This is a genomic window from Rudaea sp. (assembly GCF_057139185.1).
Window position 1 is genome coordinate 109,752 of record NZ_DBNHDN010000014.1, and the last position, 13,937, is coordinate 123,688.

General features: G+C 66.7%; 10 protein-coding genes. All 10 read left to right on the forward strand.

The window, feature by feature from the left end; all coding sequences use genetic code 11:
* The first annotated feature begins 7 nt into the window (after positions 1 to 7).
* The 10 genes from leuS to AC16HO_RS05815 all read left to right on the forward strand — a co-directional run bounded on the left by leuS (position 8) and on the right by AC16HO_RS05815 (position 13,779).
* Positions 8 to 2,731, forward strand: coding sequence for a leucine--tRNA ligase (leuS, locus tag AC16HO_RS05770; protein ID WP_395643051.1), 2,724 nt, complete (start codon positions 8 to 10; stop codon positions 2,729 to 2,731).
* A gap of 5 nt (positions 2,732 to 2,736) precedes the next feature.
* Entirely contained in the window at positions 2,737 to 3,240 is a 504-nt protein-coding gene (locus AC16HO_RS05775) for an LPS-assembly lipoprotein LptE (RefSeq protein WP_395642930.1), read from the forward strand.
* A 16-nt stretch (positions 3,241 to 3,256) separates the two neighbouring features.
* Positions 3,257 to 4,279 (forward strand): DNA polymerase III subunit delta, encoded by a 1,023-nt coding sequence (gene holA / locus AC16HO_RS05780; protein ID WP_395642929.1) that lies wholly within the window; start codon positions 3,257 to 3,259, stop codon positions 4,277 to 4,279.
* Positions 4,276 to 4,923: a nicotinate-nucleotide adenylyltransferase gene (gene nadD, locus AC16HO_RS05785; protein ID WP_395642928.1), complete on the forward strand. Its 648-nt coding sequence runs from the start codon at positions 4,276 to 4,278 to the stop codon at positions 4,921 to 4,923. The genes holA and nadD overlap by 4 nt, the downstream gene beginning before the upstream one ends.
* A gap of 336 nt (positions 4,924 to 5,259) precedes the next feature.
* The gene (rsfS, locus tag AC16HO_RS05790; RefSeq protein WP_395643050.1) at positions 5,260 to 5,601 is read left to right on the forward strand and encodes a ribosome silencing factor; all 342 of its coding nucleotides are present in this window, start codon (positions 5,260 to 5,262) and stop codon (positions 5,599 to 5,601) included.
* A gap of 58 nt (positions 5,602 to 5,659) precedes the next feature.
* Positions 5,660 to 6,130, forward strand: a complete 471-nt coding sequence (gene rlmH / locus AC16HO_RS05795) for a 23S rRNA (pseudouridine(1915)-N(3))-methyltransferase RlmH (RefSeq protein ID WP_395642927.1) — start codon at positions 5,660 to 5,662, stop codon at positions 6,128 to 6,130.
* A 67-nt stretch (positions 6,131 to 6,197) separates the two neighbouring features.
* Positions 6,198 to 7,526, forward strand: coding sequence for an NAD(P)/FAD-dependent oxidoreductase (locus tag AC16HO_RS05800; RefSeq protein WP_395642926.1), 1,329 nt, complete (start codon positions 6,198 to 6,200; stop codon positions 7,524 to 7,526).
* 13 nt (positions 7,527 to 7,539) lie between these two features.
* Positions 7,540 to 8,112: a Maf family protein gene (locus AC16HO_RS05805; protein WP_395642925.1), complete on the forward strand. Its 573-nt coding sequence runs from the start codon at positions 7,540 to 7,542 to the stop codon at positions 8,110 to 8,112.
* An 84-nt stretch (positions 8,113 to 8,196) separates the two neighbouring features.
* On the forward strand, positions 8,197 to 9,729 hold the full coding sequence (rng, locus tag AC16HO_RS05810) for a ribonuclease G (protein ID WP_395642924.1): 1,533 nt from the start codon (positions 8,197 to 8,199) through the stop codon (positions 9,727 to 9,729).
* A 105-nt stretch (positions 9,730 to 9,834) separates the two neighbouring features.
* Entirely contained in the window at positions 9,835 to 13,779 is a 3,945-nt protein-coding gene (locus AC16HO_RS05815; RefSeq protein ID WP_395642923.1) for a YhdP family protein, read from the forward strand.
* The last annotated feature ends 158 nt before the right edge of the window (positions 13,780 to 13,937 follow it).

A 13,937-nucleotide genomic window follows, 5' to 3' on the forward strand; every position in this document is an offset into this window, starting at 1 on the left:
GCGATTGATCATGCAAGAACAAGAAAACATCTACGATCCCGCTGCCGTCGAAGCCGCCGCGCAGAAATACTGGAACGAGACGAAGGCGTTCGAGGTCAAGGAAGATCCGGCCAGGCCGAAGTATTTCTGCCTGTCGATGCTGCCGTATCCGTCGGGCGCGCTGCACATGGGCCATGTGCGCAACTACACGATCGGCGACGTGATCAGCCGCTACCAGCGCATGCTTGGCAAGAACGTACTGCAGCCGATGGGCTGGGACGCGTTCGGTCTGCCGGCGGAAAACGCGGCGATCAAGAACAATACCGCGCCGGCGAAGTGGACCTACGCCAACATCGAGCACATGCGCGCGCAGTTGCAGACGATGGGCTACGCGATCGACTGGTCGCGCGAATTCGCCACCTGCCGTCCGGACTACTACGTGCACGAGCAGCGCATGTTCGTGCGTCTGTTCAAGAAGGGCCTGGCCTACCGCAAGAATTCCGTCGTGAACTGGGATCCGGTCGACCAGACGGTGCTCGCCAACGAACAGGTCATCGATGGCCGTGGTTGGCGCACGGGCGCCCTGGTCGAACGGCGCGAGATTCCACAGTGGTTCCTCAAGATCACCGATTACGCCGATCAACTGCTCGGCGGCCTGGACACGCTGCCCGGCTGGCCCGATGCGGTCAAGACCATGCAACGCAACTGGATCGGGCGCTCGGAAGGCCTGGAAATCCACTTCGGCGTCGACGGCGAGAGCGAGCCCTTGACCGTGTTCACGACGCGTCCCGACACGCTGATGGGCGTCAGCTTCGTCTCGATCGCGCCCGAACACCCGCTTGCGCTGAAGGCGGCGAAGAACAATCCGAAGCTGGCGGCGTTCATCGAGGAATGCCGCCACGTTGCCGCCTCCGAGGCTGTAGTCGAAACCGCCGAGAAGAAGGGCGTGGACACCGGTCTGCATGCGATCCATCCGCTCAGCGGCGAGAAGCTGCCGATCTGGGCGGCGAACTTCGTGCTGATGGGCTATGGCACCGGCGCGGTGATGGCCGTGCCGGGTCACGACGAACGCGATTGGGAATTCGCGACCAAGTACGACCTGCTGATCAAGATGGTCATCGTCAGCGACGCTGTGCGCGATGCGATCCGTGAACTCGGCCGCGAAGCCGAAGGCAACCAGGATCCCATGTCCGCCGCGCTCGGCCAAAGCCGCGCGATCGACGTGGTCGAAGCGCCGAGCGCGCTTTCCATCGTCGAGGAATTCGAAAACAGGATCATCACCGAAGGCGCGTACACCGAATACGGTACGGTGGTGAACTCCGGCGAACTCGACGGCAAGAACTACCGCGAGGCGTTCGACTGGCTCGCCGACAAGTTGTCGCGCGAAGGCAAGGGCACCAAGCGCATCAACTACCGCCTGCGCGACTGGGGCGTCTCGCGCCAGCGCTACTGGGGCTGTCCGATCCCGATCGTCTACTGCGCGAAGTGCGATGCGGTGCCGGTGCCGGAGGATCAACTGCCGGTGGTGCTGCCCGAAGACGTGCAGTTCATGGGCGTGCAATCGCCGATCAAGGCCGATCCGCAGTGGCGCAAAACCAGTTGCCCGCAATGCGGCGGCCCGGCCGAGCGCGAGACCGACACGTTCGACACCTTCATGGAGTCGAGCTGGTACTACGCGCGCTATACCTCGCCGCAGGCGACGACGATGGTCGACGGGCGCGCGAACCATTGGCTGCCGGTCGACATGTACATCGGCGGCATCGAGCATGCGATCCTGCACCTGCTGTACTTCCGTTTCTATCACCGCCTGATGCGCGACGAAGGCATGCTCGTCAGTGACGAACCGGTCGTGCACCAGCTCAGCCAGGGCATGGTGATTGCCGAGACGTTCTACCGCGAGGACGCGAGCGGCAAGCACTGGTTCAACCCCGCCGACGTCGAAGTGCAGCGCGACGACAAGGCGCGCATCGTCGGCGCGGTCCTCAAGGCCGACGGCAAGCCGGTGTCGATCGGCGGCGTCGAGAAGATGTCGAAGTCGAAGAACAACGGTGTCGATCCGCAGATCATGGTGTCGAAGTACGGCGCAGACACGGTGCGTCTGTTCTCGATGTTCGCCGCGCCGCCCGAGCAGTCGATGGTCTGGAGCGAGGCCGGCGTCGAGGGCATGGCGCGTTTCCTGCGCCGCCTGTGGCGTGACCTGCACGCGCACGTTGCCCGGCCCGATCATCCCGAGGTCAACCCGGCCGCGCTCGATGCCGCGCAAAAAACGCTGCGCCGGCAGGTCCACGAGACGATTGCCAAGGTCGGCGACGACTACGGCCGCCGCCTTTCGTTCAACACCGCCATTGCGGCGCTGATGGAGCTGCTCAACGCGCTCGGCAAGTTCGACGACGCAAGCGATCAGGGTCGCGCCGTGCGCCACGAGGCGTTCGAGGCGATCGTGCTGATGCTCAACCCGATCACGCCGCACATCTGTCATGCGATGTGGAGCGCGCTCGGCCGGACCGGAGCGGTCATCAACGCGGCGTGGCCGAAGGCCGACCCCGCCGCGTTGACGAAGGACGCGGTCACGCTTGCGGTCCAGGTTAGCGGCAAGCTGCGCGGCCAGATCGAAGTCGCGGTCAACGCGGCGCGCGAGGAAATCGAAAAAGCGGCTCTTGCCGATGAGGGCGTGGCCAGGTTTGTCGCCGGGCAGGCGGTGAAGAAGATCATCATCGTGCCGGGCAAGATCGTGAATATTGTCGTAGGATGAAGCGCATGCAGAGGATCGTTCGTTTCTTCGCCGTATTCGCCGCGGCTTTGCTTGCCGCCTGCGGCTTCCACCTGCGCGGCGAAGTCAAGCTCGCGCCGAGCCTGCAGCGCGTGGTCGTGACCAGCTCCGATACCGGCCCGCTCAGGCACAGCGTCGAGGATGCGATGCGGCGCGCCGGAGCCACGATCGCGCCCGCACCCGGCGAGGGTGTCGGTGAAATCCGCATGACCCAGGTCGGCGTACAGACCCTGGTTGGCTCGGTCGGTGCCAACGCACGCGTGAACGAGTTCAACATGGTCTACCACGTCGATCTCGAGATCGTCGATGGAACAGGCAAGACCGTGCTCGAAAAGCAGCCGATCGAGCAGACGCGCAGCTACACCTTCGACCAGACCCAGGCTGCCGGCGCAGGCGCGCAGCAGGACGTGATCCGCCGCGAGATGGAGCGCGACATGGCCCAGGCCGTGATGCGCAAGATCGATTCGGTCGAGCGGCGTCTGGCGAAGTAGTTTCGCGCCCGGGAACATGCCCACACCGCCGCCGGCGCTGCGCAAGCAACTCGCGACGGGCGAACTCAAGCCCGTCTACCTGCTCGCGGGCGAAGAACATCTGCTTCTGCTCGAAGCCGCCGACGCGCTGCGCGCGCGCGCGCGCGAGCTGGGCTACGTCGAGCGCGAGGTGCTCGACGCAGACGCGAATTTCGACTGGAACCAGCTTGTGCAAAGCGCGAGCGCGATGAGTCTGTTCGCCACGCGCAAGCTGATCGACCTGCGCATTCCGACCGGCAAACCCGGCAAGGAAGGCAGCGCCGCGATCATCGAGTACTGCGAAAACCCGCCGCCCGACACGGTGCTGCTGATCACCGCGACGCAATGGTCGAAGGCGCACGAAACGAGTTGGGTTGCCGCGGCCGAGAAGGCTGGCGTGTTCGTGCCGCTGTGGCCGCTCAAGCCGAACGAATTGCCCGACTGGATCGCGCAGCGCATGGCCGCGCGCGGGCTCAAACCCACGCGCGAGGCGATCGAGGCGCTGGCCGAACGCATTGAGGGCAACCTGCTCGCCGCCGCGCAGGAAATCGACAAGCTCACCCTGCTCCAGGGCGACAAGCCGCTGGATGCGGCCACGCTTGAGGATCTCGTCGCCGACAGCGCGCGCTTCGACGTGTTCAAGCTCGCCGACGCGGCGCTCGCGGGCGATGCCGCGCGTGCGCTGCGCATCCTCGCCGGGCTGCGTGCCGAAGGCGAACAGGTCGTCGGCCTGCTCGGCTGGCTGCTCAACCAGTTGCAACTGCTCACGCGTTTGGCGAACGCGCGTGGCAATCAGGCCGCCGCGTTCAAGGCCGAACGTATCTGGCCGGCGCGCGAGGCGATCTACAAAAAAGCGTTGTCGCGTGCCGAACGCAGGCACTGGGATGCGTGCCTGATCCAGGCCGGTCGCGTCGACCGCATCGGCAAGGGCCGCGGTGCCGGCGATGCCTGGCTCGAACTCGAACGCCTGCTCGTCGCGATCGCGCAGCCGCGCGCCGGGCTGCTGGCGAAGATCGGATGAACGGCAGGCCGATCGCCATCCTCGGCGGCACATTCGACCCCGTGCACAACGGCCACCTGCGCGTTGCCTGGGAGGCGGCCGAGACGCTCGATGCGCAGGTGCGCCTGATGCCCGCGCACGTGCCGCCGCACAAACCCGCGCCGCTCGCCACGGCCACGCAGCGCGTGGACATGCTCGAGCGCGCGCTCGCGGGCCAACCGCGCCTCGTCGTCGACACGCGCGAGCTGCGCCGCGAAGGTGCCTCGTACACGGTCGACACGCTGCGTGGCCTGCGCGCCGAGTTCGGCGAGGCGCAGCCGCTGGTCCTGCTCGTCGGTGCCGACGCGTTTGGCTCACTGCCGACCTGGCGCGAATGGCGCCAGCTGTTCCGCCTCGCACACATCGTCATGTTGACCCGGCCCGGCCGTACCGAGCCTTGGTCGGGCGAACTGATCGGCGAAGCGGTGCCGCGCCGTGCGCGTTCGCCACGCGAGTTGCAGGCGGTGCCGGCCGGCAAGGTGCTCAGCATTCCGGTCACGCCGCTGGACATTTCCGCGAGCCAGGTGCGCGCGCTGCTCGCCGCTGGACGCGAGCCGCGCTGGCTGGTTCCCGAGGCGTTGCTGGCCGATCCGGCCATCCTTGCCCCGTATCGACGCAAGGGCTGAACCCCTGCCGGACCGTCGTCCGGCCGACACTTCCCTCGCCGCCAAATCGGCGTATATTCTGGCCGCGCGGACCTTCGTGCCGCCTGTGCATTCGACCGAGGTGACACGTTTTTGCCTACTCCGACCAAAACTCCAGCGACCCGCGCGCCGCGCAAGACGGCTGGCGCGAAACCCGCGGCGAAACGCGCCGCAGCGAAATCCACCGCAAAAAAAGCCGCCGTGAAAACGACGAGCAAGGTGGTGAAGAAGCCCGCGAAGAAAGTCGCCGCGGCGAAGCCGAAAAAAGTTTCGGCACCGAAACCGAAAAAGCCCCAGCTTCCCACCGACCCCGTCGAATTGTTGCGTGTGCGCGTGCTCGATGCGCTCGACAACCTCAAGGCGCAGAACGTGCAGGAGATCGACGTGCGCGGCAAGACCTCGATCGCCGATCATCTGATCGTCGCGAGCGGCACTTCGACGCGCCACGTCAAGTCGCTGGCCGATGAAGTGGTCAAGTTCGCCAAGCTGGCCGGCATGCCGCCGCTCGGCGTCGAGGGCCAGCGCGAGGCCGAATGGGTGCTCGTCGATCTCGGCGATATCGTCGTCCATGTCATGCTGCCGCGCGTGCGCGAGTTCTACGGCCTGGAGCGGTTGTGGACGGTGGGCGACGACATGACGCGGGCGGCGATCGCCGGTTGAGCCGGGTTGCCGGGCCTGGGCGAATGACGGGCAGCGCGCCGCATCCAGCGGAGCAGCCATGCGCGCCACCCTGATCGCCGTCGGCGAGAAGATGCCTTCGTGGGTCACCGCGGGCTACAACGAATATGTCAAACGCCTCTCCCACGAGTTGCCGCTGCAGCTCGTGGAGGTCACGAGCAAATTGCGCGGGCGCACGAACGACGCGGCGCGCGTGATCGCCGACGAGGGTACGCTGATGCTCGCGGCGCTAGCCAAAGGCGTCAACGCGATCGCGCTCGACGGCCGCGGCAAGCAATACAGCAGCGAACAATTGGCCGAGCAGCTCGCGCGCTGGCGCATGGGCGGGCGCGATATCGCCTTTCTCGTCGGCGGTCCCGAGGGGCTTGCGCCCGCCGTGCGGGAGCGCGCGAACCAGTGCTGGTCGCTCGGTCCGGCGACGCTGCCGCATCCGCTCGTGCGCATCCTGATCGCCGAGCAGCTTTATCGTGCGGCGAGTCTGCTCGGCAACCACCCCTACCATCGTGGCTGAGACCCGCGCGGCGCGATGAGGCCGCCGCAACTGCTACCATCGCAGCCGTGAATTCCGGGGAGCGGGCATGACGGTGGGCGGGCAGGAGTGGGAATGTGATGTGCTGGTGATCGGCGGCGGACCTGGCGGCTCGACCGCCGCGGCGCTGCTGCAACGCACAGGTCGACGCGTGATCCTGCTGGAGAAGGAGCGACACCCGCGCTTCCACATCGGCGAGTCGTTGCTGCCTGCGAACCTGCCGATCTTCGAGCGGCTCGGCGTTGCCGACAAGGTGCGCGCGCTCGGCGTGTACAAGGCCGGTGCCGACTTTCCCGATGGCAGCGGCGGCCACCAGACCTTTCGCTTCCGCAACGCGCTGGGGGCGACGCCGCCGCACGCCTATCAGGTCACGCGCGCGGAATTCGACCAGATGCTGTTCGAGCACGCGCGCGCCGGCGGCGTTGACGCGCGCGAGGGCGTCAAGGTCGAGCGCGTCGACGTGGACGGTATCGGCCAGGTAAGCGCCCATGCGCGCGACGGCGACGGCGGTGAGCTGACCGTGCGCGCGAAATATCTCGTCGATGCGAGCGGGCGCGACACGCTGCTCGCCAACCAGCTCAAGCTCAAGCGCAAGAACGACAAGCACCAGAGCGCGGCGATCTTCGCCCACTATCGCGGCGTGCGGTTGCGCGCGGGCGAGGACGCCGGCAACATCAGCATCTACCGCTTCGAGCAGGGTTGGTGCTGGATCATTCCGCTGCGCGACGGTCTGGCCAGCGTCGGTTGCGTCTGCTGGCCCGAACACCTCAGGCAGCGCCGCGGCGACAACGCCGGCTTTCTCGACGCGACGCTGCGTTCGATGCCGCAGGCGTGGGAACGCGTGGCGCAAGCCGAGCGCGTGTCCGATATCCGCGTCACCGGCAACTATTCGTATTCGTGCACGCAGATGAGCGGGCCGGGCTGGGTCATGGTCGGCGATGCCTACGCCTTCGTCGATCCGGTGTTTTCCTCGGGCGTCTATCTGGCCATGGAAAGTGCCGAGCGCGCCGCCGTGATGATCGACGCCGCCCTCGCGCAACCACAGCGCGAGGCGGCGTTGCAGGCACGATACGCCAGGCGCTTCCAGCGCGGACTGCGCGTGTTCTCCTGGTTCATCTACCGCTTCAATTCGCCGGTGATGCGGCAGATGTTCGCCAGCCCGCGCAACACCTGGCGCATCGAGGACGGCGTCGTCTCGTTGCTCGCCGGCGATGTGTTCGACAACGCGTCGGTGATGCGCCGCATCGCCGCGTTCAAGCTGATCTATGCCGCCGTCGGCCTGGCCGATGCGCGCCGCTGGATTGGCGAGTGGCGCACGCGCCGGCGTCAGGCGCGGGTCGCGTTCAGCGGCGGCGATACGCCGGTTGATCCGGCCTGAAGCCGGCGCAGGCATGCTCTATCTCGCTTCGCAATCCCCACGCCGCCGCGAACTGCTCGAGCAGATCGGCGTGCACTTCGGCACCATTCAACTCGACCTGCCCGAGGTGCGCGCGCCGGGCGAGCCGCCCGCGGACTACGTCAGCCGCGTCGCGCGCGAGAAGGCCGGCGCGGGCTTGCTCAAGCTGTCCGGAGTGAGAGACGCGGTCGTGCTCGGCGGCGACACCGAGGTCGTGCTCGACGACGAGGTATTCGGCAAACCCGCGGACCACGAACACGCGATTGCGATGCTGCGCAAGCTGGCCGGGCGCACACATGAGGCGATCTCTGCGGTCTGGCTGGTCAGCGCGGGACGCGAGGAGCATGCGCTATCGCGCACTCGGGTCACGTTCGCCGCACTCGAGGAGGTGGCCATCGCCGCCTACGTCGCCAGCGGCGAACCGATGGGTCGTGCCGGCGCCTACGCGATCCAGGGCCGTGCCGCAGCCTTCGTCAGCCGCATCGACGGCAGCTACTCGGGCGTGATGGGCCTGCCACTATTCGAAACCTCGGCCTTGCTGCGGCGCTTCGGTATTTCCGCGGGCTGACCGGCCCCGCGGGCGAATGCAAGATCGACAAGCCCCGCCTGCCAAGCTATAACCACGCTGAGGAAAATTGCGGAAGCTGCGGCCTTGTCTGAGGAAATCCTGATCAACGTCACCCCGCGCGAGACCCGCGTCGGGGTGGTGGAAAACGGCGTACTGCAGGAAGTGCATGTCGAGCGCGCGCTGAAGCGAGGCTACGTCGGCAATATCTACCGCGGCCGGGTCAGTCGGGTCATGCCGGGCATGCAGGCGGCGTTCGTCGAGGTCGGGCTGGAGCGCGCGGCGTTCCTGCACGCGAACGACATCGTCCGCTCCGCGCCGGCAGGCAACGGCGACGGCCACGAAGGCGAGAACGGCGACATTGCCGCACCGCCGACCCCGCCGATCAGCGAACTCGTGCACGAAGGTCAGGACATCATCGTCCAGGTGGTCAAGGATCCGATCAGCAGCAAGGGCGCGCGCCTGACCACGCATCTGTCGATACCTTCGCGCCATCTCGTGCTGCTGCCGTACGCGAAGATGATCGGCGTGTCGGTGCGCATCGAGGACGAGGCCGAGCGCGTGCGGTTGAAGGAAATCATGCAGGAACTGACCGTTCCGCAGCCGACGGATTCCGGCCCTCAGCCCTCGGCGGTCAGCCCTCAGCTTGGCTACATCGTGCGCACCAACGCGGAGGGCGCGTCGCGCGAGGCGCTCGCCGCCGACGTCGCCTACCTCGGCCGCGTCTGGCGCGTGGTTCAGGAGAACATGCGTCGCGCAGAGCCGCGCGCGCGCATCTATGAGGAACTTGCGCTGCCGCTGCGCGCACTGCGCGACCTGCTGCGCGAGGACGTGGAGAAGGTGCGCGTGGACTCGCGCGAGACCTACGACAAGACCATCGCATTCACGCACAAATTCATGCCCGTGTTGGCCGAACGTATCGAGTTGTATTCCGGCGAGCGCCCGATCTTCGACCTCTACGGCGTCGAGGATGAGATTCAGCGTGCGCTCAAGAAGGAAGTGCCATTGAAGTCGGGCGGCTATCTGATAGTCGACCAGACCGAGGCGATGACCACGATCGACGTCAACACCGGCGCGTTTCTCGGCCACCGCAACCTCGAGGAGACGGTGTACAAGACCAACCTCGAGGCGGCGCAGGCAGCCGCGCGCCAATTGCGCCTGCGCAATCTGGGCGGCATCATCATCATCGACTTCATCGACATGATCGATGCCGAACACAAGCGTCAGGTGTTGCGCATGCTCGAGAAGTCGCTTGCCCACGATCACGCGAAGACGACCGTGTACGAGATGTCGGGCCTGGGCCTCGTCGAGATGACGCGCAAGCGCACCACCGAAAGCCTCGAGCGCCAGTTGTGCGAGCCGTGCCCGGCCTGCGACGGCCGCGGCAGCGTCAAGACCGCCGAAACGGTTACCTACGAGATCTTCCGCGAGATCACGCGCGCGGTGCGCCAGTTCGAGGCGTCGAGTCTGCTCGTGCTCGCGGCGCAGAAGGTGGTCACGCGCATCCTCGACGAGGAGTCGGCGTCGGTCGCGGAACTCGAGGAATTCACCGGCAAGACGATCCGCTTCCAGGCCGAGGAACACTACGCGCAGGAACAGTACGATGTGGTGCTGCTGTAAGAGCCGGGATTCGGGACTCGGGGCCCGGGACTCGGCGGGAGCCGGGTTTCCGTGCATTTTTGATCTTTCCGAATCCCGCGTCGCGGGCCCCGAGTCCCGTATTCCATGACTCCCTGGCGCCGCCATCTGCACCGTGCGCAATGGTGGCTGTTCGGGCTGCTGGCGGCCTTCGCGATCCTCATGGCGATCGCGAGCAGCCTGACCCAGCTCGTCGTGCTGCCGTGGCTGACGGACCATCCGCAATGGGTCAGCGCGAAGCTTGCCGAAGCACTGCAACGCGCGGTCACGATCGACCAGCTCGACGCGCGCTGGGAGCGCACCGGACCATTGCTCAATCTGACCGGCGTGCATCTGGGCGCCTCGCCGGCAGGGGATGCGCAGGCGGCGCCGGAGCAGATGCTGAATCTCGCCAGCGCCGGGTTGAAGATCAACTTCTTCGCCTGGGCGCGACCGGGCGCGAGCTGGACCGAGATTCGCCTGTCCGGCATCGAGCTCGATCTGGTGCGCAACGCGCAGGGCGAGTGGCACCTGCGCGGGCTCGACACCGGCAACGCGGCGTCCAATTCCGCCGTGGACGACAATGTGCCGTTCAGCCTCGGCACCGTCGTCGTGCGCGAGGCCACGCTCAACATCGACGACCTGCCGAATGACAAACACTTCAAGCTCGGCGCGGACGAGCTGCGCCTGATCGCGCGCGGCGACTTCCTGCGCGTGCTCGCGCGCGTGAGGAATCTCGAGAATGACTCTGCGCCCGTCAACGCCGTGGTCGAGTACGACCGCGGCCGACGCGAAGGCCGTGCCTACGCGGGCGGCGCCGATGTCGACCTCGCGGCGGTGCTGCGCAACTATCCACTGAACGGACTCGTCGTCGAGCGCGGCGGCGGCAAACTGCAGGTCTGGGCCTGGCTCAAGAACGGCGAAATCAGCGAAGTGCGCGCCGAAGTCGATCTCTCCAGTCTCGTGCTGACCACGCATACCTCGATCAAGCTCGACGACAGGCACGATTTCCTGCCGCATGTCGGCATCGATCGCCTCGCCTTCGGCATGCGCTGGCGGCGCGAGCAAGACGGGTTCAGCGCCGACGTCGCCGACCTGAAGATCGTGCGCCAGGGCGATCCGCTGGCGTCGTCGGAACTGCATCTGCGCCGACGCTATCCCGAGGGTGACTACCATGCGACGCCCGAGCACACGATCGCCATCGGCGCGCTCGATCTCGGCACCGTCGCCAGCACGGCCATGCTCGTCGACACGCTGCCGGCCGACCTGCGCCGTTGGCTGTATGCCGGCAACCCTGCGGGCACGCTTGCACGTGCGACGCTGCGCTTCGCCGGCGCGAAGGATTTCGATGCCGCCGCGCGGCTCGACCGGCTGGACGTGCACGCGTTCGGCAAGGTCCCCGGAGTGAGCGGGCTTTCCGGCCTGCTGTTCGCGGACCAGGATGCGATCACGTTCGACCTGCCGCAGCACAACCCGTTCGCCGTGCTGCTGCCCAAGGTATTCCGTGAACCGTTGAGCTTCGCCGAATTCGACGGCAGCGTCAGCGCGTATCATGCCGACGATGCCTGGCGCATCGAGACCGGTGCGCTGCATTTCGAGAACACGACGCCGGGCAAGAGCTATGGCGGCGAACTGCGTGGCGGTGTCGAGATCTTCGATGCCGGCGGCAAACCCGCGCTCGACCTCGCCGCGGTCGTCAACCATGCCGACGTGGTGGCGGCCAAGCGTTTCTGGCCGATCGCGGTGATGTCGCCGCACGCGATCGAATGGCTGGATCGCGCGCTCGATGCGGGCGAGGTGATCGGTGGGCGTGCGGTGTTCCGCGGCAACCTTGCCGACTGGCCGTTCCGCAACAACGCCGGGCGCTTCGAAGCGAGCGCCGAAGTCGCCGACCTGCGCTTCCGCTATCTCGGCGACTGGCCGGCAGTCGAGCATACGCATGCGCTCGTCGATTTCGTCAACGCCGGCCTGCATGCCGACACCGACGGCGGGAGTATCCAGGGCGTAAAAGTGAACAAGGCCGGCGTCGAAATCAGCGACTATGGCGAAGGCACGCTCGAGGTTTCGGCCAACGCGCAGGGCGGCGGCCGCGAGTTGCTCGGCTTCGTCAAGGCATCGCCGCTGGGCACGCAGTTCGCAGCGCCTCTGCAGGGCGTCGACGTCGGCGGCCAGGGCAAGGTCGACTTCGCCCTGCGCGCGCCGATGAAACCGATCGAGAATTTCCAGATCGACGGCAAGGTGCAGCTCGCCGATGCCGACCTCGCCGACGCGAAGTACGATCTGAAATTCGACAAGGCTTCCGGACCGCTGCGTTTCAACCGCAGCGGCTTCTCCGCCGACGCGCTTGCGACCACGTTCAAGGGCAAGCCGGCGAAGCTCTCGCTCGCGATCGGCGACTACGTCGGCGATGCGAAGCACGTGGTCGAAGGCAAGGTCGATACGCGCCTGCCGGTGGGCGCGGTGATCGACAGCTACGCCTCGGCGCTCAAGGGTTACAAAAAATACCTTTCGGGCGAGACGAACTGGAACGCGCAGTTCAGCGTCGACCGCGATCCGGACAAGGGCAACGCGGTCGACAACGGCCAGCGTTTGACCCTGACTTCCGATTTGCGCGGCGTTGCCATCGATCTGCCCGTGCCGCTGCAGAAATCCGCCGACAGTGCACTGTCGTTCAAGCTCACGGTCGGCCTGCCGCCCGTCGGCGCGAATATCGACGCGAACCTCGGCGACATCCTCAATCTGCGCGGCAAGCTGCCGACGCCGACCGCGCCATTCGCCGCGAACGTGATCTTCGGCGGCGAGGCGACCGGCGTGCTGCCGAAGGCCGGCATCGCGATCGGCGGCGTGGCACGCGCGATCGACCTTTCCGGCTGGATGAATTTCGTCGCCGACGGCAGCAGTGATGGCGGCAGCGACGTGCTCCAGGGCGTGGACCTGCGCACCAGTTCGCTCGTCGCCTGGGACCGCGACTTGGGCGAAGCCAAGGTGCGCGTCGGCCTCGGCGCGGACGCGGTGCGCGTCGATTTCGACGGTGCGCGCATCGAGGGCAGCCTGAGCGTACCGAAGAACAACCTGCGCACCGCCACGATCGTCGCCGACTTCAAGCGCCTGCACTGGCCCGAGGCGCCGGAACCGCCAGCAAACGCCACGCCGATCGGCGCGGTGCGCGACGACGCGCTCAATCCGGCGGCGATCCCGCCGCTGCGCATCGACATCGGCGACTTCCGCCTCGGCAAGGCCAGCTACGGCGCGGCTTCGGTGGAGACGCGGCCGATGGCCGACGGCATGAGCCTGGACAAGGTCAATTCGCATTCGAAAGACATCGACATGCAGGCGCACGGCGTGTGGACGCGCAAGAACGGCTATCACCGATCCACCTTCGGCATCGAACTCAAGGCGCGCGACTTCGGCGCGATGCTCGACGCGCTCGGCTACGGTGGCAAACTCGCCGGCGGCGAAATCACCGCCTCGATCGACGCGAGCTGGGCCGGGACGCCGTCGGCATTCGCGCTCAACCGGATCAACGGCGGTGCGCTGCACATGAAGATCGCCGACGGGCGCATCCCGAATCTCGAACCCGGCGCGGGCCGGCTCGCCGGCTTGCTCAACCTCGCCGCGCTGCCACGCCGTCTGGCGTTCGACTTCGGCGATCTGTTCAACAAAGGCTTCAGCTTCGACCTCGCCCAGGGCGTGTTCACGATGACCGACGGCTACGCCTACACCGACGGTTTCGAGGTGAAGAGTCCGACTGCGGACATGCGCATCCAGGGCGCGATCGGCCTGAAGACCAGCGAATGGAACATGCGCGTCGAAGTGACTCCGCATGTCGGTGCGACCGTGTTTGCCGGTGCCGGCGCGCTGGTCGGCGGCCCGGTCGGCGCGGCGGCCGGTGCGCTGGTCGGCGGCGTGCTCGGCAAGGCGATCAACCAGGCGACGCAGAGCGAATACAAGGTCAGTGGCAGCTGGGACAAGCCCGAGATCGTCAAGCTCGGCAGCCGGCGCGTCGAGCCGCGGGCGTCGGCGGGCGAGAAGGCGAAGCCGACGACTCGGTGATGCAGATGCCTTTGTGCATCCGGTTGCCCGGGCGGCGAGCCGATACATGGCAATCTATCGACAAAGGAGCGTGAATCCTTGCATTCTCCCCGGCGCGGATAGATCGATGCGGATGCGCTCAGCCGCACCCGGAATTTTCGGGTTTCCCGGGAACTACT